The organism is Streptomyces sp. NBC_00209 (assembly GCF_045206345.1).
Classification (GTDB): domain Bacteria; phylum Actinomycetota; class Actinomycetes; order Streptomycetales; family Streptomycetaceae; genus Streptomyces.
The window spans coordinates 5,715,129-5,737,835 of the sequence record NZ_CP108121.1; the positions used below are offsets into that span (position 1 = coordinate 5,715,129).

Sequence of the window (22,707 nt, forward strand, 5' to 3'; positions counted from 1 at the left end):
GAAAAGTGTGCTTGTTCGCTAAGTGCCGATACTCCGCCTTGCTGGGGAGTGGCCGATAGTGTTTCGGTGGTCATTGCGTTAGGGAAACGCCCGGTTACATTTCGAACCCGGAAGCTAAGCCTTTCAGCGCCGATGGTACTGCAGGGGGGACCCTGTGGGAGAGTAGGACGCCGCCGAACAATTTTTGAAGGACCCTTGGTCCCAGCGTTCAGCGCTGGGGCCAAGGGTCCTTTTTGTTTTGCCCGAAGCGCGTCGGGTGTCCGGCTGCGCAAGAATGTCTGTAGTACCCCGATGACAGGAGCTCCACCCATGTCCACCAACTCTCCCGACGATCGTTCGGAGCGCGAGCCGCGTCGCCGGGATGGCGGTGACCGGGGCGGCTTTGGCAGCGGTCGCGACGACCGTTCGCGCGGTCCGCGCCAGGACGACCGCCCCTCCGGGGGCGGCTTCCGACGCGACGACCGGGACCGCGACCGGGATCGTGGACCGCGCCGCGATGACCGTCCCTCCGGCGGTGGTTTCCGCCGTGACGACCGGGGTGGTTCCACCGGTGGTGGGTTCCGCCGGGACGACCGTGGCGGCGGCTCCGACAACCGTGGTGGCGGCTTCCGTCGCGACGACCGTGCCCCGCGCCGTGAGGATGACCGTGGTGGCCGGCCGGGTGGCTTCGATCGCCGCGATGACCGTCGTGACGACCGTCGTGACGACCGGCCCCGTGGCCCCCGTCGCGACGACGACAACCGCGGTGGCGGCTTCCGCCGCGATGACCGCCCGTCCGGTGGTGGCTTCCGCCGGGACGACCGTGGCGGCAACTCCGGTGGCGGTTTCCGCCGGGACGACCGTGCCCCGCGCCGTGAGGATGACCGTGGTGGCCGGCCGGGTGGCTTCGATCGCCGCGATGACCGTCGTGACGACCGTCGTGACGACCGGCCCCGTGGCCCCCGTCGCGACGACGACAACCGCGGTGGCGGCAACTCCGGTGGCGGTTTCCGCCGCGACGACCGTGGCGGCAACTCCGGTGGCGGTTTCCGCCGCGACGACCGTGGCGGCAACTCCGGTGGCGGTTTCCGCCGCGACGACCGTGGCGGCAACTCCGGTGGCGGTTTCCGCCGCGACGACCGTGGCGGCAACTCCGGTGGTGGCTTCCGCCGCGACGACCGGGGCGGTTCCACCGGTGGTGGCTTCCGCCGTGACGACCGTGCCCCGCGCCGCGAGGACGACCGTGGTGGCTTCCGCCGCGACGACCGTGCCCCGCGCCGCGAGGACGACCGTGGTGGCTTCCGTCGCGACGACCGGGGTGGTTCCACCGGTGGTGGGTTCCGTCGTGACGACGACCGCGGTGGCCGCCCCGGCGGCTTCGACCGTCGTGACGACCGCCGCGATGACCGTCGTGACGACCGGCCCCGTGGCCCCCGTCGCGACGACAGCCGTCCGGCCGGCGGCGGGTTCCGCCGTGACGACCGGGACCGGGACCGCGATCGTGGCCCCCGCCGTGACGACAACCGGGGCGGCGGCTACCGCGGCCAGCGGGACGACCGTGGTGACCGCGGCGGCTACCGGGGCGGCGACGACCGAGGCGGCCGCCAGGGTGGTTACGAGCGCCGGGACGACCGGGACCGGGAGCCCATCAAGCGGCTGCCCATCCCGGACGACGTCACCGGTCACGAGATCGACCAGGACGTCCGCCAGGAGCTGCTGAGCCTGCCCAAGACGCTGGCCGAGGACGTGGCGCGGAACCTGGTCATGGTGGCCCGGCTCATCGACGAGGAGCCCGAGGAGGCATACGCGTACGCGCGCATCGCCCTCCGGCTCGCCTCGCGCGTCGCCGCCGTCCGCGAGGCCGCCGGTTTCGCCGCCTACGCGACCCAGAAGTACGCGGAGGCCCTGGCGGAGTTCCGGGCGGCCCGGCGGATGACCGGGTCCGTGGAGCTGTGGCCGGTCATGGCCGACTGCGAGCGCGGTCTCGGGCGGCCCGAGAAGGCCATGGCGATGGCCGGTGAGCCCGAGGTGCAGAAGCTGGACAAGGCAGGCCAGGTCGAGATGCGTCTCGTGGCCGCCGGCGCCCGGCGGGACATGGGGCAGATCGACGCCGCCATCGTCACCCTGCAGAGCCCCGAGCTCGCCTCGAACGCCGTGCACCCGTGGACCCCGCGCCTGCGCTACGCCTACGCCGACGCGCTGCTCGAAGCCGGCCGCGAGGACGAGGCGCGCGAGTGGTTCGGCAAGGCGCTGGAGGCCGACAAGGACGGCGCCACCGACGCGTCCGACCGCCTCGCCGCGCTGGACGGCGTCGAGTTCGTGGACGCCCTGGACGACGACGAGGCCGAGCCCGTCGCCGCCGACGCGGACCGGGACGAGGCCGACGAGGACGACGAGTCCCAGGCGTAACGCATGAGAAGAGGGCGGCACCCCGTGCGGGTGCCGCCCTCTTTCGCGTTCAGCCCAGGTTCAGGCTGCGCAGGACCAGGCCCGTCGCCGGCTTCGGGCCGAACGACGTCGACTTGCGGGGCATGGTGACGCCCTGGCGGGCCAGGTCCCGGACGAGCTCCTCGCGTACCGGATGCATCAGCACCGCCGTGGAACCGTGCCGCTCGGCCTGCTCCACGGCGGCGGCGGTGTCGTGGATGTACGCGATGTGCGCCGGGTCGTCCGGGATACGCCACACCCGGTCGAGCAGCGCCGAGTGCAGGACCGTCGCGTCCAGGGTGCGCCAGCCGGCCGGGCGGTCCGCCGGGACCGTGCGGGCCAGCAGCGCCTCGTCCGGGAGGTCGGCCAGATGGAAACCCCCGTCGCCCGCGAGCAGGAAGGCGTTGCCCTCCGCGGCCGCCCCGGCCAGGGCCTCCATCGCGTCCGGAAGCGGCCCCGCCACCTCCCGTATCCGGAACAGCCCGGTCAGCCTGGCCAGCGCGTCCGCGACGGGCAGACCGTGCAGCAGGCGGTGGATGGCGCGGACCCGGAGCGGGTAGCGGACGGTGTCCACCAGCAGCACGAGGCCGTAGTCCCAGGGGCCCGGGACCGTGTGTTCCTGCTGGAGCCTGAGATAGGTGGCCCAGCGGTGGTGGCCGTCCGCGATGAGCGCCTGGCGCCGGGCCAGGTCCGCCTGGATCTCCGCGCGCTCGGCGGGATCGGTGACCGCCCACAGGCGGTGGCGGAAGCCGTCCTCCGTGGTCGTGCAGAGCAGCGGCTCGCGTGCGACGGTCCGCTCGACCACCGCGGTCGCCCCCGTCGCCGAGTCCTCGTCGCCCCGGTACGTCAGCAGCAGCGGTTCCAGATGGGCGGCGGTGGCGCGCATCAGGTCGGCCCGGTCCTCGACCACATGCGCCATGACGTCCTCGTGCGGAAGCACCACGCCCTCGGCCGGCCCGGAGAGGGCGAGGGCGCCGATGACGCCCCGTTGCAGGATCTCGTCGTCGCGCTGCTCGTACACGTACAGGGCGGGCTCGGCGTCCGGGGCGAGGACGCCCTCCGCGAGCCAGTCGTCCAGGGTGGCGGCGGCCCGGGCGTTGCGGGCGGCGACCGTGCCGGCCTGCGGCAGGATCAGCCGGACGATGTTGTGCGGGTCCGCCGACTCCAGGTGCAGCAGCCCGTCGGGCCGCACGACCACGTCGTACGGGGGAGAGGTCACCGCGGCGAGGCTGCCGACCCGCTCGGGAACGTAACGCAGGCCACGGAACGGAAGCAGACGCAGTCCCTGGTCCGTCGTGCCTCGTGTGTTCATCCACGCATCGTATGTGGGCTGCACGGATGCGCGATGATCGGGGGAGAAGCAGTCGAAGAGGAGCGCGGAACATGAGTGGGACGAGCAGGACCAGGCCGAGCGGCAGCAGTACCGCGCTGAGTGAGGCGTACGACACGGCGCTGCTCGACCTCGACGGTGTCGTGTACGCGGGCGGGCACGCGATCGACCACGCCGTCGAGGCCCTCGGCGCGGCCCGCGACGGCGGGATGCACCTGGCGTACGTCACCAACAACGCGCTGCGCACCCCGGCCGCCGTGGCCGAGCACCTCACCGAGCTGGGCGTCCCGGCCGAGCCCGGCGACGTGATCACCTCGGCGCAGGCCGTGGCCCGGCTGGTCGCCGACCAGCTGCCCGCCGGGGCCCGGGTCCTCGTCATCGGCGGCGAGGGACTGCGCGTCGCGCTGCGGGAACGCGGCCTCGAACCCGTCGAGTCGGCCGACGACGACCCGGTCGCGGTGGTCCAGGGGTACGGCGGCCCGGACCTGGCGTGGGGCCGGTTCGCGGAGGCGTCGTACGCGATCAATCGCGGGCTGCCGTGGTTCGCGTCCAACACCGACCTGACGATCCCCGGCGCGCGGGGGATCGCGCCGGGCAACGGGGCGGCCGTCGAGGTCGTCCGTATCGCGACCGGCGCCGAGCCGCAGGTCGCCGGGAAGCCGCTCCCGCCGATGCACCGCGAGACCGTGCTGCGCACCGGCGCGGAACGGCCGCTGGTGGTCGGCGACCGGCTCGACACCGACATCGAGGGGGCCTTCAACGGCGGTGTCGACTCGCTGCTCGTGCTCACCGGGGTGACCGACGCGGTCCAGCTGGTGACCGCCGTGCCCGAGCACCGGCCGACGTACATCGACGCGGACCTGCGCGGCCTGCTCACCGGACAGCCCGAGGTGGCGGAGGCCGGCGAGGGATTCCGCTGCGGCGGCTGGACGGCCTCCGCCGGGGGCCGCGCGCTCGTGCTGGAGGGCGACGGCGACGCGCTCGACGGGCTGCGGGCGCTGTGCGCGGCGGCCTGGGCGCACGCCGGGGACGGGGCCTGTGACCTGGACGCGGACAAGGCCGTGGCCCGGCTGGGGCTGTGAGGACGGGCCCGGGATCCGAGGGGCTGGGTAGGCTAACCTAACCGGGTGTTGGTTGAAAGCCCCCCGGATTCCAGTTCCGGCCCGATAGCCGCGCCGGACAAGGCCGCCGCTCCCCGCAGACGTCATGCGGCGAGAGCGGCGGGGCTCCTGGTGGCCGTGGCCGTCCTCGTGCTGGTGTGTCTCGCGTCCATCGGGATCGGCGCCAAGGCGCTGCCGCTCTCCGACGTGTGGCACGGCCTGTTTCATGACGCGGGCAGCGGCGACGACGTCCTCGTACGCAAGGTGCGCGTCCCGCGCACCGTGCTCGGGCTCCTCGTCGGTGCCGCGCTCGGCCTCGCCGGGGCGGTCATGCAGGCGCTGACCCGTAACCCGCTCGCCGAGCCCGGCATCCTCGGTGTCAACGCGGGGGCCTCGGCCGCCGTCGTCTCCGCCATCAGCTTCTTCGGCGTGACCTCGCTGACCGGCTATGTGTGGTTCGCCTTCGCGGGCGCCGCGATCGTGTCGGTGGCCGTGTACTTCCTCGGCGGAAGCCGCTCCTCCACCCCGGTGCGGCTCGCGCTCGCCGGGACGGCCGTCACCGCCGCGCTGTACGGATACGTCAACGCCGTACAGCTGCTGGACTCGGCGGCGCTGGACCGGCTGCGGTTCTGGACGGTCGGCTCGCTGGCCTCCGCGAACACGGAGACCGTCGGCAAGGTGTGGCCGTTCATCGCGGCGGGCGTCCTGCTGACCGTGTTCATCGCGCGCCCGCTCAACGCCCTGGAGATGGGCGACGACACCGCCAGGGCGCTGGGCGCGAACCTGACCCGGACCCGGGTGCTCGCGATGCTCGCCGTGACGCTGCTCTGCGGGGCGGCGACCGCCGCGTGCGGGCCGATCGTCTTCATCGGGCTGATGATCCCGCACCTGGTGCGCACCCTCACCGGTCCCGACCTGCGGTGGATCCTGCCGTACGCGGCGGTGCTCTCCCCGGTGCTGCTGCTCGGCGCCGATGTGGTCGGCCGGGTCATCGCCCGCCCCTCGGAGCTCCAGGTCGGCATCGTCACCGCGCTCATCGGCGGGCCCGTCTTCATCTACCTCGTACGACGCAAGAGGATGTCCCAGCTGTGAAGGCCACGACCACGAAGGAGACGGCGCGCGCCGTCCGTCCGGTACGGGCCGTGCGGACGGCCGGGGGGTACTCGTTCCGGATGAACGTGCGGGCGGCCCTGGTCGTCCTGCTCCTGGCCGTCGTGGCGGCGGGCGCCTCGGTCGTCCTCATCGGCAGCGGCGACTTCTCGATGACGCCCGCCGAGGTCCTGACCACGCTCTTCGGCCACGGGACCTTCCAGCAGGAGTTCATCGTCACCGACCTCAGGCTGCCCCGAGTGCTCGTCGGGCTCCTCGTCGGCGGGGCGCTCGGCGTCGGGGGCGCCGTCTTCCAGACCATCTCCCGCAACCCGCTCGGCAGCCCCGACGTGCTCGGCTTCGGCCAGGGCGCCACGGTCGGCGCGCTCACCGTGATCGTCCTCTTCCAGGGCGGCGCGAAGGAGGTCGCGGCCGGTGCGGTCGTCGGCGGCCTGCTGACCGGTGTCGCGGTCTACCTGCTCGCGTGGAAGCGCGGCGTACACGGCTTCCGGCTGGTCCTGGTGGGGATCGGGGCGGCGGCCATGCTGACCGCCGCGACGCAGTACCTGATCACCAAGGCGAACCTGGTCGACGCGACGCGTGCCGTCGTCTGGATGACCGGCTCGCTCGACGGCCGCGACTGGGCGCAGGTCTGGCCGCTGCTGGTCGTCTGCGCCGTGCTGCTCCCGCTGGTGTACGGGCACGGGCCGGCCCTGCGCGTCATGGAGATGGGCGACGACGCGGCGTACGCGCTCGGGGTACGGGTGGAACGCACCCGCCTCCTCCTCATGGGCGCCGCCGTGCTGCTCGTCGCCGTCGCCACGGCCGCCGCCGGGCCGATCGCCTTCGTCTCGCTGAGCGCCCCGCAGCTGGCGCGCCGGCTGACCCGGTCCACCGGCCCGAACCTGGTGGCCGCGACGTTCATGGGGGCGGCGCTCCTGCTCGTCGCCGACTGGATCGCGCTCGACGCGTTCGGCGACCGTCAGCTGCCGGTGGGTGTGGTCACCGGGGTGCTCGGCGGCTGCTATCTGGTGTGGCTGCTGGTGACCGAGCGCAAGGCGGGGCGCATATGAGACCCCGTACCACCGCCCCTCTCCAACCGTCCGACAGCCGACCGTCCGACCCCCGGAGTACGACCATGCAGCGCCTCACCGCGGACTCGGTGACCCTCGGATACGACCAGCGGGTCATCACGGAGAACCTTTCGGTCGAGATACCCGACCGCTCGTTCACCGTGATCGTCGGCCCCAACGCCTGCGGCAAGTCGACGCTGCTGCGGGCGCTCTCCCGGATGCTGAAGCCGAGCCGGGGCCAGGTGCTGCTGGACGGGCAGTCGATCCACGGGCTGCCCGCGAAGAAGGTCGCCAGGACGCTGGGCCTGCTGCCGCAGTCCTCGATCGCGCCGGAGGGCATCACGGTCGCGGACCTCGTGGCGCGGGGGCGGTACCCGCATCAAGGGCTGCTGCGGCAGTGGTCGCCGGAGGACGAGCGGGTCGTCCAGGAGTCGATGGGGGCGACAGGCGTCGGGGAACTGGCCGATCGCTATGTCGATGAATTGTCCGGCGGTCAGCGCCAGCGGGTCTGGATCGCGATGGCCCTCGCCCAGCAGACGCCGCTGCTGCTGCTGGACGAGCCGACGACGTACCTCGACATCCAGCACCAGATCGATGTGCTGGACCTGTGCGCCGAACTGCACGAGACGCAGGGGCGGACGCTGGTGGCCGTCCTGCACGACCTGAACCACGCGGCGCGGTACGCCACGCATCTGATCGCGATGCGCGGTGGGGAGATCGTCGCGGCGGGGGCGCCGGGGGAGATCGTCACCGCGGAGCTGGTGGAGCGGGTGTTCGGGCTGCGGTGTCAGGTGATCTCCGATCCGGAGACGGGGACGCCTTTGGTGGTGCCGGCCGCGCGGGTGCGCGGGGCGCGCGTTGCGCGCGGGGCCGAAAAGACGTCCTCAAGCGCCGGACGGGCTTGATTTTTTGCTACAGCAGTGACTTCAGTTTCAGGAGGTCTCTGAAGCCTGCCTCCAGGCGGACTCGCCCCGAGGCCCATGCCTTCGCGAAGTTCAGGTTGCCGTCGACCAGGGCGACCAGGTCGTCGCCGGTCATCGCGAGGCGGATCTCGGCCTTTTCGTGGGGTGGGCCCTCCAGCGTGTTCAGGACCTGGATGCGGCCGCCGGACAGGCGGCCGGTGAACGTGATGTCCAGGTCCCGGATGTGGCAGCTCAGCGAGCGGTCCAGGTCGGCGGCGCGGCGCACGTCGCCGTCGGCCCCCGCGAGGTTGTCGGAAAGTCTGTCGAGTGCGCTGCGGCACTCCGCCATGGTCGCCATCAAGATCGACGTTACCCCAGCGCTTCGCGGTAGCGTTTCCGCATGAGCGACCCGATGCCCGAGCCCGAGACGGACGCCCCGCCGGAGCCGGCCGAGCCCGCGGGGCCGGCGCCCCTCGGTGTCGTACGGACGCCCACCGGCAGTGCCGAGGTGGACGGTCTCCTTGAGCGGCTGGCCGACGCCGACCACCTCGCGGCGGACGGACACACCGAGGTGTACGAGGATGTACACCGGGGCCTGCGCGAGGCGCTGAGCGCGCTGGACGCCGGGCCCGCCCCCGCACCGGGACCACCCGTACCGGTGCCCCCGTACAACCACAGGAGCTGAACCGAACGTGGCAGGAGTCGCCCGTCGCCGTCTCGATGCCGAGCTGGTACGCCGCAAGCTGGCCCGGTCGCGCGAGCACGCCGGCCAGCTGATCGCGGCGGGCCGGGTGACCGTCGGCGGCAACACCGCGACCAAATCGGCCACCCAGGTCGAGACCAGCGCCGCCGTCGTGGTCACCAAGGACGACAGCGACCCGGAGTACGTCTCGCGCGGCGGCCACAAGCTGGCCGGCGCCCTCGCCGCCTTCGTCCCGCTCGGGCTGGAGGTCGAGGGCCGCCGGGCGCTGGACGCGGGCGCCTCGACCGGCGGGTTCACCGATGTGCTGCTGCGTGCCGGGGCCGCGCGGGTCGTGGCCGTGGACGTCGGCTACGGGCAGCTCGCCTGGTCGCTCCAGTCCGACGAGCGCGTCGTCGTCAAGGACCGCACCAACGTCCGGGAACTGACGCTGGAGGCCATCGACGGCGAGCCGGCCGACCTGGTGGTCGGCGACCTGTCGTTCATCCCGCTCGGGCTCGTGATGCCGGCCCTGTTCCGCTGCACGGCCCCCGGCGCCGACCTGGTGCTCATGGTCAAGCCGCAGTTCGAGGTCGGCAAGGATCGGCTCGGCAGCGGCGGGGTGGTGCGCAGCCCCGAACTGCGCGCCGAGGCGGTACGGGAAGTGGCCCGCCGGGCGTGGGCGCTGGGCCTGGGGGTGCGGGGCGTGACCGCGAGCCCGCTGCCGGGGCCCTCCGGGAACGTCGAGTACTTTCTGTGGCTGCGGGCCGGAGCACCGGAACTGGATCCCGCGGATGTCGACCGTGCAGTGGCGGAGGGGCCCCGTTGACGACGCATGAGGCACGAACAGTCTTCCTTCTCGCGCACACCGGCCGCCCGGCCGCGATCCGCAGTGCGGAACTCGTCGTGCAGGGGCTGCTGCGCAACGGCCTGGGGGTGCGGGTCCTCGCCACCGAGGCGGCCGACCTGCCGCTGCCCCCCTCCGTCGAGACGGTCACCGATGCGACGCCCGAGGTACTCAACGGCTGCGAGCTGCTGATCGTCCTCGGCGGCGACGGGACGCTGCTGCGCGGCGCCGAACTCTCCCGCGCCTCCGGCGTGCCCATGCTCGGCGTCAACCTCGGCCGGGTCGGCTTCCTCGCCGAGGCCGAGCGCGACGACCTCGACCAGGTGGTCGACCGGGTCGTCACCCGGGCGTACACGGTCGAGGAGCGCATGACGATCGACGTCCTGGTGCACAGCAACGGGAACGTCGTCCACACCGACTGGGCGCTCAACGAGGCGGCCGTGCAGAAGGTGTCGCCCGAGCGGATGCTCGAAGTCGTCCTGGAGATCGACGGCCGGCCGGTGACCGGGTTCGGCTGCGACGGCATCGTGTGCGCGACGCCCACCGGCTCGACCGCGTACGCCTTCTCGGCCGGCGGGCCCGTCGTGTGGCCGGAGGTCGAGGCGCTGCTGATGGTCCCGATCAGCGCCCACGCCCTGTTCGCCAAGCCGCTCGTGACCTCGCCCACGTCGGTGCTCGCCGTCGAGGTCCAGCCGCACACCCCGCACGGGGTGCTGTGGTGCGACGGGCGCAGGACCGTCGAGCTGCCCTCCGGGGCGCGGGTCGAGGTGCGGCGCGGCGCCGTGCCCGTCCGGCTGGCCAGGTTGCACCGGGCGTCGTTCACGGACCGCCTCGTCGCCAAGTTCGCGCTGCCCGTCTCGGGATGGCGGGGCGCGCCCCACTGACCCCGCCCGTGTGCACGCGGGCCGGGAAACCTCGTATGGTCATGTCCGTGTTGGAGGAGATGCGGATACGGTCGCTCGGGGTCATCGACGACGCGGTGGTGGAGCTGTCACCCGGTTTCACCGCGGTGACGGGTGAGACCGGCGCCGGCAAGACCATGGTCGTCACCAGCCTGGGGCTGCTGCTCGGCGGGCGTGCCGACCCCGCCCTGGTGCGGATCGGTGCCAAGGCCGCGGTGGTCGAGGGCCGGATCACGGTGGCCGACGGCGACGCGGTGGCGCTGCGCGCCGAGGAGGCCGGGGCCGAGATCGAGGACGGGGCGCTGCTCATCAGCCGCACCGTGTCCGCCGAAGGGCGCTCCCGGGCGCACCTCGGCGGCAGATCCGTGCCCGTGGGCGTGCTGTCCGAGCTGGCCGACGAGCTCGTCGCCGTGCACGGCCAGACCGACCAGCAGGGCCTGCTCAAGCCCGCCCGGCAGCGCCAGGCCCTCGACCGGTACGCGGGCGACGGCGTCGCCGTGCCGCTCGCCCCGTACGCGGCGGCCCACCGGCGGCTGCGGGACGTCGCGGCGGAGCTGGACGAGCTGACGACGCGCGCCCGCGAACGCGCCCAGGAGGCCGACCTCCTGCGCTTCGGCCTCAACGAGGTCGCCGCCGTCGAACCCCTGCCCGGGGAGGACACCGAGCTGGCCGCCGAGGCGCAGCGGCTCGGCCACGCCGACGCGCTCGCCTCCGCCGCCGCCCTCGCGCACACCGCGCTGGCCGGCAACCCGGAGGACCCGGAGGCCCTGGACGCCACGACCGTGGTGGCCGCCGCCCGGCAGGCCCTCGACGGGGTGCGCTCGCACGACCCGGCGCTCGCCTCGCTCGCGGACCGGGTCGGCGAGATCTCCATCCTGCTCGCGGACGTCTCCGGAGAACTGTCCGGTTACGCGGACCAGCTCGACGCCGACCCGCTGCGGCTCGCCGCCGTCGAGGAGCGGCGCGCCGCGCTCACCGCCCTCACCCGCAAGTACGGCGAGGACATCACCGCCGTACTCGCCTGGGCGCAGGAGGGCGCGGACCGGCTCACCGAGCTGGAGGGCGACGACGACCGGATCGGGGAGCTGACCGCCGAGCGGGACGCCCTGCGCGCCGAACTCTCGGGCCTCGGGCAGGCGTTGACCGACGCCCGGACGGCCGCCGCCGCGTCCTTCGCGGAGGCGGTGACCGAGGAACTGGCGTCCCTGGCCATGCCGCACGCCCGGGTGTCCTTCGACATCCGGCAGACCGAGGTGGCGGACGAGGCGTCCGGCATCGAGATCGGCGGCCGCAACGTGGCGTACGGCCCGTCCGGCGCCGACGAGGTCGAACTCCTCCTCGCCCCGCACCCCGGCGCCCAGCCCCGGCCCATCGCCAAGGGCGCCTCGGGCGGTGAGCTGTCCCGGGTGATGCTAGCGGTCGAGGTGGTCTTCGCGGGCTCCGACCCGGTGCCCACGTACCTCTTCGACGAGGTCGACGCGGGCGTCGGCGGCAAGGCGGCCGTCGAGGTCGGGCGGCGGCTCGCGAAGCTGGCGAAGTCCGCCCAGGTCGTCGTCGTCACGCACCTGCCCCAGGTGGCCGCGTTCGCCGACCGGCAGCTGCTGGTCGAGAAGACCGTGGACGGCTCGGTGACCAGCAGCGGGGTCACCGTCCTGGAGGGTGAGGACCGGGTGCGGGAGCTGTCCCGGATGCTCGCGGGCCAGGAGGACTCCGAGACGGCCCGCGCGCACGCCGAGGAACTGCTCGCCACGGCCCGCGCCGACGGATAGCCGTGACGGCCGGGGCGTCCGTGCGCCCCGGCCGTACGGGTGTCGTGGTGCCGTACACACTTTCACCCGTGCGGGTGGTGTCGGCCGTCCGATTTGTCGTGGTGAGCCCCGGAGTTACGGTTCCGTCGTGCCGGAACGTGCGTACGGACTGGCATCCTTGGCGGTGTTCGTACCCCCGACTCGGGAGCCCCGGGAGCCAATCGACGTGTCACAGCTGCGCACGGTTCAGGTAGTCGGCGGCGGCAGTGCCGGCAGCAGCACGCACGCCGGCTCGCTGGCCGCCGGGCTGGTCGCCCGGGGCGTGCGGGTCACCGTCTGCGCGCCGGCCGCGCTGGACCGCGTCCACGACTTCGCCGCCACCGGCGCCCACTTCGCGCCCGTGCCCCGCCGCAGCGACCCGGCGGCCGTCGCGGCCCTGCGCGCCGCCTGCGCCGAAGCGGACGTCGTCCACGCGCACGGACTGCACGCCGCCGTGCGGGCCGCCCTGGCGATCGGCCGCCGGCCCGTCCCGCTGGTCGTCACCTGGCACACCCGGGCCCACGCCGAAGGGGCCCGCCGCCGGCTGCTGCACCTCCTGGAGCGCAGGGCCGTGCGCGCGGCGGCCGTGGTGCTCGCCACCTCGTCCGACCTGGTCGACCGGGCGCGCGCCCGGGGCGCCCGCGACGCCCGGCTCGCGCCCGTCGCCGCCCCCCGGCCGCCGAGCCCGGCCGGGCCGCCCGCCGCCAAGGTCCGCGCCGAACTGGGCGCGGTGGGGCGGCCGTTGATCGTGGCGCTCGGCACGCTCGTACCGCATCACGGCTACGACACCCTGCTCGACGCGGCGGCCGTGTGGAGCCTGCTCGACCCCGTACCGCTGGTGGCCGTCGTCGGCGAGGGGCGGGAGCGGGCGGCCCTGCGGCGGCGGATCGCGGCCGAGGGCCTGCCCGTCGAACTGCTCGGCGACCGTTCCGACGCCGCCGCCCTCCTGGCCGCCGCCGACGTCGCCGTCCTGCCCAGCCGCTGGGAGTCCCGCTCCACCTCCGCCCAGCAGGCGCTGCGGGCCGGGGTGCCCCTGGTCGCCACGGCGGTCGGCGGCACGCCCGAACTCGTGGGGGACGCCGCCGTCCTGGTGCCGTACGCGGACGGCGAGGCGCTGGCCACCGAGGTGGCCCGGCTGCTCGGGGACCCGGCCGAGCGGGACCGGCTGGCCGCCGAGGGCCTGCGGCAGGCGGCGAGCTGGCCGACGGAGGACGACACGGTGGCCCAGGTGCTCGCCGTGTACGACGAGCTGGCCCGCTGAGGAAGCCGTTGACAGCCTCCCGGGCGGCTGCGATCTTGAAAAATCGGACTGGGCGGCTGGGGAGGGCGTATGGACGGGGAAACGCACGCGTACGGGGACGAGGGCACCGCTGTCGGCGCGTTGCCCGGCCCCCTCGTCTCCGTGGACTGGCTCGCCGCGCGCCTCGGCGCCCCCGGGCTGCGGGTGTTCGACGCGTCGGTCGGCGCTCCCGGGCCGGTGCTCGACGCGTCGGCCGCCGCGCACCGGGGGAGCGGCACGCGGATCGCGGGGGCCGGGGTCTTCGACATCGACGGCGCGCTCTCCGACCCCACGGCGCCGGTGCCCCACACCATGCCGGACGCCGCCCGGTTCACCGAGGAGATGCGGGCGCTCGGCCTGAACGACGCGGACACCGTGATCGTGTACGACGCCGCCGGGATCTACTCCAGCGCCCGGGCCCGGTGGATGCTTCGGGCCATGGGCTTCGACCGGGCCGCCGTCCTCGACGGGGGCCTGCCCGCCTGGACCGCCGCCGGACTGCCCGTCACCGAGGGCGCGCCCGAACCGGCCGCCGGGCGCGGGGACTTCACGGCCCGGCCCCGGCCCGGGCTCCTCGTCGGCGCCGGCGAGGTGGCGGAGGCGCTGGCGGACCCGGAGGCGGCGGTGCTCGACGCCAGGACCCGGGGGCGGTTCGAGGGCACGGAGCCCGAGCCGCGGGCCGGGCTGCGCGGCGGCCATATGCCGGGGGCCGTCAGCCTGCCCTTCGGCCGGCTCCAGGACGAGGGGCGGATGCGGGCGCCCGACGAGCTGCGCGCGGCGTTCGCCGGTGCGGCGGGTGGCCGAGAGCGGCTGTACTTCAGCTGCGGGTCCGGGGTGACCGCCTGCGTCCTCGCGCTGGGGGCCGAGCTGGCCGGATACCGGGACCTGACCGTGTACGACGGATCGTGGAGCGAGTGGGGCCTCCCCCAGGCGGACCCGGCGGACCGGCCCGTCGTGACGGGCCCGTAAGAAGCGCTGATACGGCTCCGCCCGGCTGCCGGGGTCCGGCAGCCGGGCGGGGAGGACGCGGACCGCGTCCGTCAGCCCACGTACGCCCCGCTCGCCGTCAGGCGCAGGGCCGTGTCGATCAGCGGGACGTGGCTGAACGCCTGCGGGAAGTTGCCCACCTGGCGCTGGAGCCGGGCGTCCCACTCCTCGGCCAGCAGGCCCAGGTCGTTGCGGAGGGACAGCAGCCGCTCGAACAGGCGGCGCGCCTCGTCCACCCGGCCGATCATCGCGAGGTCGTCCGCCAGCCAGAACGAGCAGGCCAGGAACGCGCCCTCGTCGCCCTCCAGGCCGTCCACGCCCGCGTCGTCGCCCGCGGTCGGGTAGCGCAGGACGAAGCCGTCCTCCGTGGACAGCTCCCGCTGGATCGCCTCGATGGTGCCGATGACCCGCTTGTCGTCGGGCGGCAGGAAGCCCATCTGCGGGATCAGCAGCAGGGAGGCGTCCAGCTCCTTCGACCCGTACGACTGGGTGAAGGTGTTGCGCTCGGGGTCGTAACCCCGCTCGCAGACGTCGCGATGGATCTCGTCGCGCAGCTCGTGCAGCCGCTCGACCGGGCCCTCCGCGTCGCCGGATTCGATGAGCTTGATGGTCCGGTCGACCGCGACCCAGGCCATCACCTTGGAGTGCACGAAGTGGCGGCGCGGCCCGCGCACCTCCCAGATGCCCTCGTCCGGCTCGTTCCAGTGCTTCTCCAGGTACTCGATCAGCTTGAGCTGGAGCCCGGTGGCGTAGTCGTTGCGGGCCAGGCCCGTCATGTGCGCCAGGTGCAGCGCCTCGGTGACCTCGCCGTACACGTCCAGCTGGAGCTGGCCCGCGGCTCCGTTGCCGACGCGGACCGGGGCGGAGCCCTCGTAACCCGGCAGCCACTCCAGCTCCGCCTCGCCCAGCTCCCGTTCGCCCGCGATCCCGTACATGATCTGCAGGTTCTCCGGGTCGCCGGCCACCGCGCGCAGCAGCCACTCGCGCCAGGCGCGGGCCTCCTCGCGGTAGCCGGTGCGCAGCAGCGAGGAGAGGGTGATCGCGGCGTCGCGCAGCCAGGTGTAGCGGTAGTCCCAGTTCCGGGAGCCGCCGATGTCCTCGGGCAGTGAGGTGGTCGGCGCGGCGACGATGCCGCCGGTCGGCGCGTAGGTCAGGGCCTTCAGCGTGATCAGCGAGCGGACCACGGCCTCGCGGTACGGGCCGTGGTACGTGCACTGCTCGACCCACTCGCGCCAGAAGTCCGCGGTCGCCTCCAGCGAGCCGTCCGGGTCCGGGAGCGCGGGCGGCTCGTGGTGCGAGGGCTGCCAGCTGATGGTGAACGCGATCCGGTCACCGGGGGAGACGGTGAAGTCGGAGTACGTCGTCAGGTTCTCGCCGTAGGTGTCGACGGGCGTGTCCAGCCACACCGAGTCCGGGCCCGCGACGGCGACCGTACGTGAGTCCACCTTGTGCACCCAGGGGGTGACGCGGCCGTAGCTGAACCGCATGCGCAGCTCCGAGCGCATCGGCACCCGGCCGCTGACGCCCTCCACGATCCGGATCAACTGCGGTGCGCCGTCGCGTGGCGGCATGAAGTCGGTCACTCTGACCGTGCCGCGCGGCGTGTCCCACTCCGATTCGAGGATGAGGGAATCCCCGCGGTAGCGGCGGCGGTCGGCCGGGGGAGGCTCGGTGCCCTCCGGGACGGCCGGTCCCAGACGCCAGAAACCGTGTTCGTCGGTGCCCAGGAGGCCCGCGAAAACGGCGTGTGAATCGAAGCGGGGCAGGCAGAGCCAGTCGGCTGTGCCGTCCCGGCAGACCAGGGCTGCGGTCTGCATGTCTCCGATGAGTGCGTAATCCTCGATGCGCCCGGCCACGTGCATCTCCAGTCGAACGGCCATGTCGCCCCGTGGGGCGCTTACTGCGGGTCAAGAGGTTGTCGCAAGGGGTTGTAGTGGGGGGACCTGCGAACTTCCGGCCTCGCCCGAGCGAGTGTCCGAGCAGGATACGACGCAGCCGGGTGATCCGCGCGCCCCTCTTGCCAACCGGAGTGGTCCGATTGAGCGGGATGCGAGCGGCATATGCGGCTCGCGCCGCGCTCGCGGGCCGGTGGCCGGAAGCAGTCTCCCCCTGTCGCTGATACCCTGGTAGCCCGTGGACCGGTGGTTGTCGGCGAGAGCAGACGAGGCCCCCGAACCGCAGCGACGGCATCTCCGGAATCTCCGGACGGCAAGCCGGTACGCACCTCACGATCGCGACCACGGGAGCCCCCTTTGGCTATGCAGCCCACATCCACGACGACCAAGCACATCTTCGTCACCGGGGGTGTCGCCTCTTCCCTCGGCAAGGGTCTGACTGCCTCCAGCCTCGGTGCCCTGCTCAAGGCGCGCGGCCTCCGGGTCACCATGCAGAAGCTCGACCCGTACCTGAACGTCGACCCCGGCACGATGAACCCGTTCCAGCACGGCGAGGTCTTCGTGACCAACGACGGTGCGGAGACGGACCTCGACATCGGCCACTACGAGCGCTTCCTCGACGTGGACCTCGACGGCTCGGCCAACGTCACCACCGGCCAGGTCTACTCGCAGGTCATCGCCAAGGAGCGGCGCGGCGAGTACCTGGGCGACACCGTGCAGGTCATCCCGCACATCACCAACGAGATCAAGCACCGCATCCGGCGCATGGCCACCGACGACGTCGACGTGGTCATCACCGAGGTCGGCGGCACCGTCGGCGACATCGAGTCGCTGCCGTTCCTGGAGACCGTGCGCCAGGTCCGCCACGAGGTCGGCCGGGACAACGTCTTCGTCGTGCACATCTCGCTGCTGCCCTACATCGGCCCCTCCGGCGAGCTGAAGACCAAGCCCACCCAGCACTCCGTGGCCGCCCTGCGCAACATCGGTATCCAGCCGGACGCGATCGTGCTGCGCGCCGACCGCGACGTGCCGACCGCCATCAAGCGCAAGATCTCGCTGATGTGCGATGTGGACGAGGCCGCCGTGGTCGCCTGCGTGGACGCCAAGTCGATCTACGACATCCCCAAGGTGCTGCACACCGAGGGCCTGGACGCCTACGTCGTGCGCAAGCTCGACCTGTCGTTCCGCGACGTCGACTGGACCGTCTGGGACGACCTGCTGGACCGCGTCCACAACCCCGACCACGAGGTCACCGTCGCCCTGGTCGGCAAGTACATCGACCTGCCCGACGCCTACCTCTCGGTCACCGAGGCCATCCGGGCCGGCGGCTTCGCCAACAAGGCCCGGGTCAAGGTCGAGTGGGTCGCCTCCGACGACTGCAAGACCCCGGCCGGTGCCCAGAAGGCCCTGGCCGGCATCGACGCGATCTGCATCCCCGGCGGCTTCGGCGAGCGCGGCGTCGTCGGCAAGGTCGGCGCGATCCAGTACGCCCGCGAGAACAAGGTGCCGCTGCTCGGCCTCTGCCTGGGCCTCCAGTGCATCGTGATCGAGGCGGCCCGCAACCTCGCGGAGATCCCCGACGCCAACTCCACCGAGTTCGACGCCGCGACCTCGCACCCGGTCATCTCGACCATGGAGGAGCAGCTCGCGTACGTCGAGGGCGCCGGTGACCTGGGCGGCACCATGCGGCTCGGCCTGTACCCGGCGAAGCTCGCCGAGGGCTCGCTCGTCCGCGAGGCGTACGAGGACCAGCCGTACGTGGAGGAGCGCCACCGCCACCGCTACGAGGTCAACAACGCCTACCGCGCCGAGCTGGAGAAGAAGGCCGGCCTGGTCTTCTCGGGCACCTCCCCGGACAACAAGCTGGTCGAGTACGTCGAGTACCCGCGCGAGGTCCACCCGTATCTCGTCGCCACCCAGGCGCACCCGGAGCTGCGCTCCCGCCCGACCCGCCCGCACCCGCTCTTCGCCGGCCTGGTGAAGGCGGCCGTCGCCCGCAAGACGGGCGCCGCGGCCGGAGGCGAGCAGAGCGAGTAGGCGGCACCTCCGCAGGCGTTACGGTTGACCGGGGCGCGCGTCCGAGCAGGGACGCGGGCCCCGGTCACCGTTTTTCGTGGGAGGACGCAGATGGGTTTCCAGGACACGCCCGAGGAATGGCGCGTCACCGAGAGCGCGACCCCGTTCCGGGGGAAGAAGACCAGCGTCCGCTCCGACGACGTCGAGATGCCCGACGGTACCGTCGCGCACCGCGACTACCAGGTGCACCCCGGCTCGGTCGCCGTGCTCGCGCTGGACGACGAGGGCCGCGTCCTGGTCCTGCGCCAGTACCGCCACCCCGTCCGCCACAAGCTGTGGGAGATCCCCGCCGGGCTGCTCGACGTGCCCGGCGAGAACCCGCTGCACGCCGCACAGCGCGAGCTGTACGAGGAGGCGTACGTCAAGGCCGAGGACTGGCGGGTGCTCTCCGACGTCTACACCTCGCCCGGCGGCTCCGACGAGGCCGTACGCATCTTCCTCGCCCGGAACGTCTCCGAGGCGGAGGGCGAGCGCTTCGAGGTCGCCGAGGAGGAGGCCGACATGGAGCTGGCCCGGGTGCCGCTCCAGGACCTCGTGCGCAAGGTGCTCGCCGGCGACCTGCACAACAGCTGCCTGGTCGTGGGCGTGCTCGCGCTCACCGCGGCCCTCGCGGGCGACGGCGTCGACGCGCTGCGCCCCGCCGACGCGCCCTGGCCGGCCCGCCCCTTCGAAGCCTGACGGGCCGTCTGAAACCGTGCGGGGCGGTCGATGAGCTCGCCCGTACGGTCACTCCCGCGCATCCCCCGATCGTAAAATCTGCTGATCCGATCGGGGGATGCCCGGGTCGCGCTCCCCCTTCTCCGGCCATCCGCCTGAACTACGCTTCGAATGCCCTGACCGGAGTCCCGCAGGGCGACGCGTCAGCGAAGTGGAGCGTGGCCCGTGACGGATCAGGCGGTGGACACCAGCGGCCCGGCCGAGGCAGCGGGGACCGAGGAGCCGCCCGCCCCGGAACCGGCCCGATTCTTCGGCCGCGAACGCGAGTTGAAGGAACTGCGCGACGACATCGAGCGCGCCGGACTCGACACCATGGCCGGCCGCCGCAGCGCCCGCGCCCGGGTCCTCCTGATCGCCGGACGCCCCGGCTCCGGCCGCACCGCGCTCGCCTCCGAGCTCGCCCGCCGGCTCCTCGAAACCGGCGACTACCCCGGCGGCCTGCTCCGTGTCCGGCTCGCCGAGACCGGCGGCGGCCCCGTCCCCCCGGAGCGCGCCGCCCGCGACCTCCTCGGCCGGCTCGGCCTGACCGGACCGCCCGGCGCCGACGCCGACGAACTGACCGAAATGGTCCGCGAGGCCCTGGCCGTCCGCCGGGTCCTGCTGCTCCTCGATGACGCGGCGGACGCCGAACAGGTCGACCCGCTCCTGCCCGACAACCCGGACTGCCTCGTCGTCGCCACCTCCGAGGGCCCGCTCACCGGCATCCCCGGCGTCCGGCCCTGCACCATCGGCGGCCTGGACGCGGGCTCCGCCGTCCAGCTGCTCGGCCGCGCCACCGGTCAGGTCAGGATCACCGTCGACCCGCTGACCGCCCAGACCGTGGCCGAGGAGTGCGGCGGGCAGCCGGCCGCCCTCGTCCTCATCGGCGGCTGGCTCGCCGCCCGCCCGACCGCCTCCGTGGCCGACGCCGGGCGGCAGCTGCGCGCGCTGCCGGACGACCCCGAACTGCCCGCCGGGACGCGCCCGCTGACCCGCGCCTTCCGCCTCGTCCACGACTCGCTGCCGGCCACCCCCGCGCGGATACTGCGACTGCTCTCCCTCGCCCCCGGCGGCCTCGCCGACGCCCACACCGCCTCCGCGCTGGCCGGCTGCTCCGTCTCGGCCGCCCGGACCACCCTGGACGACTTCGTCACCCTCGGCCTGCTGCGCCGCGAGGGCGCCGACGGACCGCAGTACGAGGTCCCGGGCTGCCTCGCCGGGCTGCTGCGGGCGCTCCTGGAGGACCGGGACCGCCCCGCCGAGATCCAGCTCGCCCGGGCCAGGATGCTGGAGCGCACCGTGCGCCTGCTCCAGTCCTGCCGCGCCGTCACGGACCCCGAGGGCTCGCCGTCCCGCCGCAAGCTGGCCGGCCTCCCGCGCACCCTGCGCTTCCCGGACCCGGAGACCGCCGCCGCCTGGCTGCGCGCCCGCAGGCCCGCCCTGCTCGCCGCCGCCCGGATCGCCGTCGAGGACGGGGAGCTCGACACGCTGGCCCGTCGGCTGGTCGCCGCGCTGGTGCGGGCGCTCGCCGCGCACGAGGGCACCGACGCCGCCGCCCCCGACCTCTACGCCCTGCACGGCCTGGTGCTGGCCGTCGCCGAGCGGCGCGACCTGCCCCGCGAGCGGGCGGCGGCCCTGCTCAACCTGGCCGACCTGGACGCCGGGACCGGCCGCACCCGTGAGGCGCTGGCCCGCTACCGGGAGGCGCTGGACGCCGGGCGGGCCGCGAAGGACCTCTACGCCACCGGGCGGGCCATGGAGTCCGTGGGCGGCGCCTACGCGGAGCTGGGCGACTACCCCCGGGCCTCCGACTGGTACGGACGGGCGCTCGCCCAGCGCCTCACCCAGGGCGAGCCCGCCGAGGCGGCGCGCCTGTACGGGCGGCTCGGCACCGTCCACACCTACGCCGGGCGGTACGGCGAGGCGCTGCGGAACTGGCGGGCCGCCGCGGCGGGCCACCGCAGGCTGGGCGACCTCGCGGCCCAGGCGCGGGCGCTCAGCGAGATGGCCCGGGTCCAGGAGTACGCGGGCCGGCCGCAGGAGTCGCTGCGCACCTGCCGGGAGGCGGTGGAGTGGGCGCGGCGGGCCGAGGACGTACGACTTCAGGCGGCGCTGGAGCTGCGGCTCGCGGACACCCTGGACCGGCTCGGCGACCCCGCGGCGGCGGGGCTGCACCGGGGAGCGGCCGACAGATTGCTGGGCGAAGCGGGCGCGACCTGCGAAACCGACGGTGCTTCCTCAGAAAAATAATGCTTTGCAAGGCTAGACAGCGGGAAGCCCTTCATTAAACTGGCTGTACCGCGGCCTTTCGCGGTGCCTTCACATGTGATGCATCTACCCTTTTTGCATTGCTGTGCCCGGATTATCCTCTGAGCCAAGGACCGTGATCGACATGAAGGTCGGCATCCCCCGCGAGGTCAAGAACAACGAGTTCCGCGTGGCGATCACGCCTGCCGGTGTGCATGAGCTCGTCCGCCACGGCCACCGGGTCGTCGTCGAGCGGAACGCCGGAGCGGGCTCCTCCATCACGGACGAGGAGTACGTCGCGGCCGGGGCGGAGATCCTGCCCACGGCCGACGAGGTCTGGGCCGCCGCCGACCTGCTGCTCAAGGTCAAGGAGCCGGTCGCCGAGGAGTACCACCGCCTCCGCAAGGGCCAGACCCTCTTCACCTACCTGCACCTCGCGGCCTCCCGCGCGTGCACGGACGCGCTCCTGGAGTCGGGCACCACCGCCATCGCGTACGAGACCGTCGAGACGGCCAACCGCGCGCTGCCGCTGCTCGCCCCGATGTCGGAGGTCGCGGGCCGGCTGGCCCCGCAGGTCGGCGCGTACCACCTGATGCGCTCGGCCGGCGGCCGCGGCGTGCTGCCGGGCGGTGTCCCGGGTACGGCGGCCGGCCGCGCCGTCGTCATCGGCGGCGGTGTCTCCGGCTGGAACGCCACCCAGATCGCCGTGGGTCTCGGCTTCCACGTCACACTGCTCGACAGGGACATCAACAAGCTCCGCGAGGCGGACAAGGTCTTCGGCACCAAGGTGCAGACCGTCGTCTCCAACGCCTTCGAGCTGGAGAAGGCCGTGGTCGAGGCCGACCTCGTCGTCGGTGCCGTGCTGATCCCCGGCGCCAAGGCCCCGAAGCTGGTCACCAACGAGCTCGTCGCCAAGATGAAGCCCGGAAGTGTACTTGTCGACATTGCAATTGATCAGGGTGGCTGCTTCGAGGACTCGCACCCCACGACGCACGCCGAGCCGACCTTCCAGGTCCACGACTCGGTCTTCTACTGCGTCGCGAACATGCCCGGCGCGGTGCCCAACACCTCGACGTACGCCCTCACCAACGCGACGCTGCCCTACATCGTGGAGCTCGCCAACCGGGGCTGGGCCGAGGCGCTGCGCCGGGACGCCGCGCTCGCCAAGGGCCTCAACACCCATGACGGGCAGGTCGTTTACCGCGAGGTGGCCGAGGCGCACGGCCTTGACCACGTCGACCTGAACACGCTCATCGGCTGACCCGGGTCAACCGCCTCGTCAACTCCGTGCTTCCGGCCGGACCTTGCTGTCAAGGTCCGGCCGGAAGCATGCCGGGGCCGCGCGCGCCCCCGAGCAACTCGTCTCGAACGTAACCCTTTAACCGTTTCGTGCACTCGGGAAAAGTGTGTAC

18 protein-coding genes, 1 rRNA gene and 1 pseudogene are annotated in these 22,707 nt (G+C 73.4%); 17 read left to right on the plus strand and 3 right to left on the minus strand.

The genetic code is table 11. The features are described 5' to 3' along the window. The first annotated feature begins 62 nt into the window (after positions 1–62). The 3 genes and pseudogenes from rrf to OG867_RS26005 all read left to right on the plus strand — a co-directional run bounded on the left by rrf (position 63) and on the right by OG867_RS26005 (position 2,388). A 5S ribosomal RNA gene (rrf, locus tag OG867_RS25995) occupies positions 63–179 on the plus strand. 811 nt (positions 180–990) lie between these two features. Further along, positions 991–1,620, plus strand: a pseudogene (locus tag OG867_RS26000) (hypothetical protein); the annotation flags it as partial. A 75-nt stretch (positions 1,621–1,695) separates the two neighbouring features. Beyond that, positions 1,696–2,388, plus strand: coding sequence for a tetratricopeptide repeat protein (locus OG867_RS26005; protein WP_328904279.1), 693 nt, complete (start codon positions 1,696–1,698; stop codon positions 2,386–2,388). A 49-nt stretch (positions 2,389–2,437) separates the two neighbouring features. Here OG867_RS26005 and OG867_RS26010 read toward each other — a convergent pair whose 3' ends face one another. Then, positions 2,438–3,718 carry a DUF1015 domain-containing protein gene (locus tag OG867_RS26010; protein WP_328899522.1) on the minus strand — a complete coding sequence of 427 codons (1,281 nt, stop codon included), beginning with the start codon at positions 3,716–3,718 and terminating at the stop codon, positions 2,438–2,440. Positions 3,719–3,789: 71 nt separating this feature from the next. On the opposite strand from OG867_RS26010, the gene OG867_RS26015 reads away from it, so the two are divergent. The 4 genes from OG867_RS26015 to OG867_RS26030 all read left to right on the plus strand — a co-directional run bounded on the left by OG867_RS26015 (position 3,790) and on the right by OG867_RS26030 (position 7,903). After that, positions 3,790–4,818, plus strand: coding sequence for an HAD-IIA family hydrolase (locus OG867_RS26015; protein ID WP_328899521.1), 1,029 nt, complete (start codon positions 3,790–3,792; stop codon positions 4,816–4,818). Between the two features lie 150 nt (positions 4,819–4,968). After that, the gene (locus OG867_RS26020) at positions 4,969–5,928 is read left to right on the plus strand and encodes an iron chelate uptake ABC transporter family permease subunit (protein WP_328904278.1); all 960 of its coding nucleotides are present in this window, start codon (positions 4,969–4,971) and stop codon (positions 5,926–5,928) included. After that, positions 5,925–6,998, plus strand: coding sequence for a FecCD family ABC transporter permease (locus tag OG867_RS26025; protein ID WP_406288928.1), 1,074 nt, complete (start codon positions 5,925–5,927; stop codon positions 6,996–6,998). The genes OG867_RS26020 and OG867_RS26025 overlap by 4 nt, the downstream gene beginning before the upstream one ends. Before the next feature lie 65 nt (positions 6,999–7,063). Then, positions 7,064–7,903: an ABC transporter ATP-binding protein gene (locus OG867_RS26030; protein ID WP_328899519.1), complete on the plus strand. Its 840-nt coding sequence runs from the start codon at positions 7,064–7,066 to the stop codon at positions 7,901–7,903. Positions 7,904–7,910: 7 nt separating this feature from the next. Here OG867_RS26030 and OG867_RS26035 read toward each other — a convergent pair whose 3' ends face one another. Then, the gene (locus OG867_RS26035; RefSeq protein ID WP_328904277.1) at positions 7,911–8,258 is read right to left on the minus strand and encodes an SCP2 sterol-binding domain-containing protein; all 348 of its coding nucleotides are present in this window, start codon (positions 8,256–8,258) and stop codon (positions 7,911–7,913) included. 54 nt (positions 8,259–8,312) lie between these two features. Here OG867_RS26035 and OG867_RS26040 point away from each other — a divergent pair, with 54 nt between their 5' ends. The 6 genes from OG867_RS26040 (at position 8,313) to OG867_RS26065 (ending at position 14,363) form a co-directional block, all read left to right on the plus strand. Further along, positions 8,313–8,585, plus strand: a complete 273-nt coding sequence (locus OG867_RS26040) for a hypothetical protein (protein ID WP_018103593.1) — start codon at positions 8,313–8,315, stop codon at positions 8,583–8,585. A gap of 7 nt (positions 8,586–8,592) precedes the next feature. After that, entirely contained in the window at positions 8,593–9,408 is an 816-nt protein-coding gene (locus tag OG867_RS26045) for a TlyA family RNA methyltransferase (RefSeq protein WP_328899518.1), read from the plus strand. Further along, positions 9,405–10,310 carry an NAD kinase gene (locus tag OG867_RS26050; protein ID WP_328899517.1) on the plus strand — a complete coding sequence of 302 codons (906 nt, stop codon included), beginning with the start codon at positions 9,405–9,407 and terminating at the stop codon, positions 10,308–10,310. Before OG867_RS26045 ends, OG867_RS26050 begins: the two co-directional genes overlap by 4 nt. A gap of 41 nt (positions 10,311–10,351) precedes the next feature. Then, positions 10,352–12,097, plus strand: a complete 1,746-nt coding sequence (gene recN / locus OG867_RS26055; protein ID WP_328899516.1) for a DNA repair protein RecN — start codon at positions 10,352–10,354, stop codon at positions 12,095–12,097. Between the two features lie 205 nt (positions 12,098–12,302). Beyond that, positions 12,303–13,376 (plus strand): glycosyltransferase family 4 protein, encoded by a 1,074-nt coding sequence (locus OG867_RS26060; RefSeq protein WP_406288932.1) that lies wholly within the window; start codon positions 12,303–12,305, stop codon positions 13,374–13,376. Between the two features lie 69 nt (positions 13,377–13,445). Beyond that, entirely contained in the window at positions 13,446–14,363 is a 918-nt protein-coding gene (locus OG867_RS26065; protein WP_406288934.1) for a sulfurtransferase, read from the plus strand. 71 nt (positions 14,364–14,434) lie between these two features. On the opposite strand, the gene OG867_RS26070 is transcribed toward OG867_RS26065, so the two are convergent. Further along, a complete protein-coding gene (locus tag OG867_RS26070; protein ID WP_328904276.1) occupies positions 14,435–16,237 on the minus strand; it encodes a glycoside hydrolase family 15 protein in 1,803 nt (600 codons plus the stop codon). A 402-nt stretch (positions 16,238–16,639) separates the two neighbouring features. On the opposite strand from OG867_RS26070, the gene OG867_RS26075 reads away from it, so the two are divergent. From OG867_RS26075 to ald, 4 genes are all read left to right on the plus strand, one after another. Beyond that, positions 16,640–18,313 carry a CTP synthase gene (locus OG867_RS26075; RefSeq protein WP_328899513.1) on the plus strand — a complete coding sequence of 558 codons (1,674 nt, stop codon included), beginning with the start codon at positions 16,640–16,642 and terminating at the stop codon, positions 18,311–18,313. Between the two features lie 90 nt (positions 18,314–18,403). After that, positions 18,404–19,030, plus strand: coding sequence for an NUDIX hydrolase (locus OG867_RS26080; protein ID WP_328899512.1), 627 nt, complete (start codon positions 18,404–18,406; stop codon positions 19,028–19,030). Positions 19,031–19,234: 204 nt separating this feature from the next. Then, a complete protein-coding gene (locus OG867_RS26085; protein ID WP_328899511.1) occupies positions 19,235–21,298 on the plus strand; it encodes a tetratricopeptide repeat protein in 2,064 nt (687 codons plus the stop codon). A gap of 142 nt (positions 21,299–21,440) precedes the next feature. Further along, positions 21,441–22,556: an alanine dehydrogenase gene (gene ald / locus OG867_RS26090; protein WP_328899510.1), complete on the plus strand. Its 1,116-nt coding sequence runs from the start codon at positions 21,441–21,443 to the stop codon at positions 22,554–22,556. Positions 22,557–22,707: the final 151 nt, after the last annotated feature.

What these genes read in the sequence shown, in the direction of transcription:
- OG867_RS26010 (WP_328899522.1), bottom strand. Translation starts at nt 3,718, where the DNA reads ATGAACACACGAGGCACGACGGACCAGGGACTGCGTCTGCTTCCGTTC.
- OG867_RS26015 (WP_328899521.1), top strand. Translation starts at nt 3,790, where the DNA reads ATGAGTGGGACGAGCAGGACCAGGCCGAGCGGCAGCAGTACCGCGCTG.
- OG867_RS26030 (WP_328899519.1), top strand. Translation starts at nt 7,064, where the DNA reads ATGCAGCGCCTCACCGCGGACTCGGTGACCCTCGGATACGACCAGCGG.
- OG867_RS26035 (WP_328904277.1), bottom strand. Translation starts at nt 8,258, where the DNA reads ATGGCGACCATGGCGGAGTGCCGCAGCGCACTCGACAGACTTTCCGAC.
- OG867_RS26040 (WP_018103593.1), top strand. Translation starts at nt 8,313, where the DNA reads ATGCCCGAGCCCGAGACGGACGCCCCGCCGGAGCCGGCCGAGCCCGCG.
- recN (WP_328899516.1), top strand. Translation starts at nt 10,352, where the DNA reads ATGTCCGTGTTGGAGGAGATGCGGATACGGTCGCTCGGGGTCATCGAC.
- OG867_RS26065 (WP_406288934.1), top strand. Translation starts at nt 13,446, where the DNA reads ATGGACGGGGAAACGCACGCGTACGGGGACGAGGGCACCGCTGTCGGC.
- OG867_RS26075 (WP_328899513.1), top strand. Translation starts at nt 16,640, where the DNA reads ATGCAGCCCACATCCACGACGACCAAGCACATCTTCGTCACCGGGGGT.
- OG867_RS26080 (WP_328899512.1), top strand. Translation starts at nt 18,404, where the DNA reads ATGGGTTTCCAGGACACGCCCGAGGAATGGCGCGTCACCGAGAGCGCG.
- ald (WP_328899510.1), top strand. Translation starts at nt 21,441, where the DNA reads ATGAAGGTCGGCATCCCCCGCGAGGTCAAGAACAACGAGTTCCGCGTG.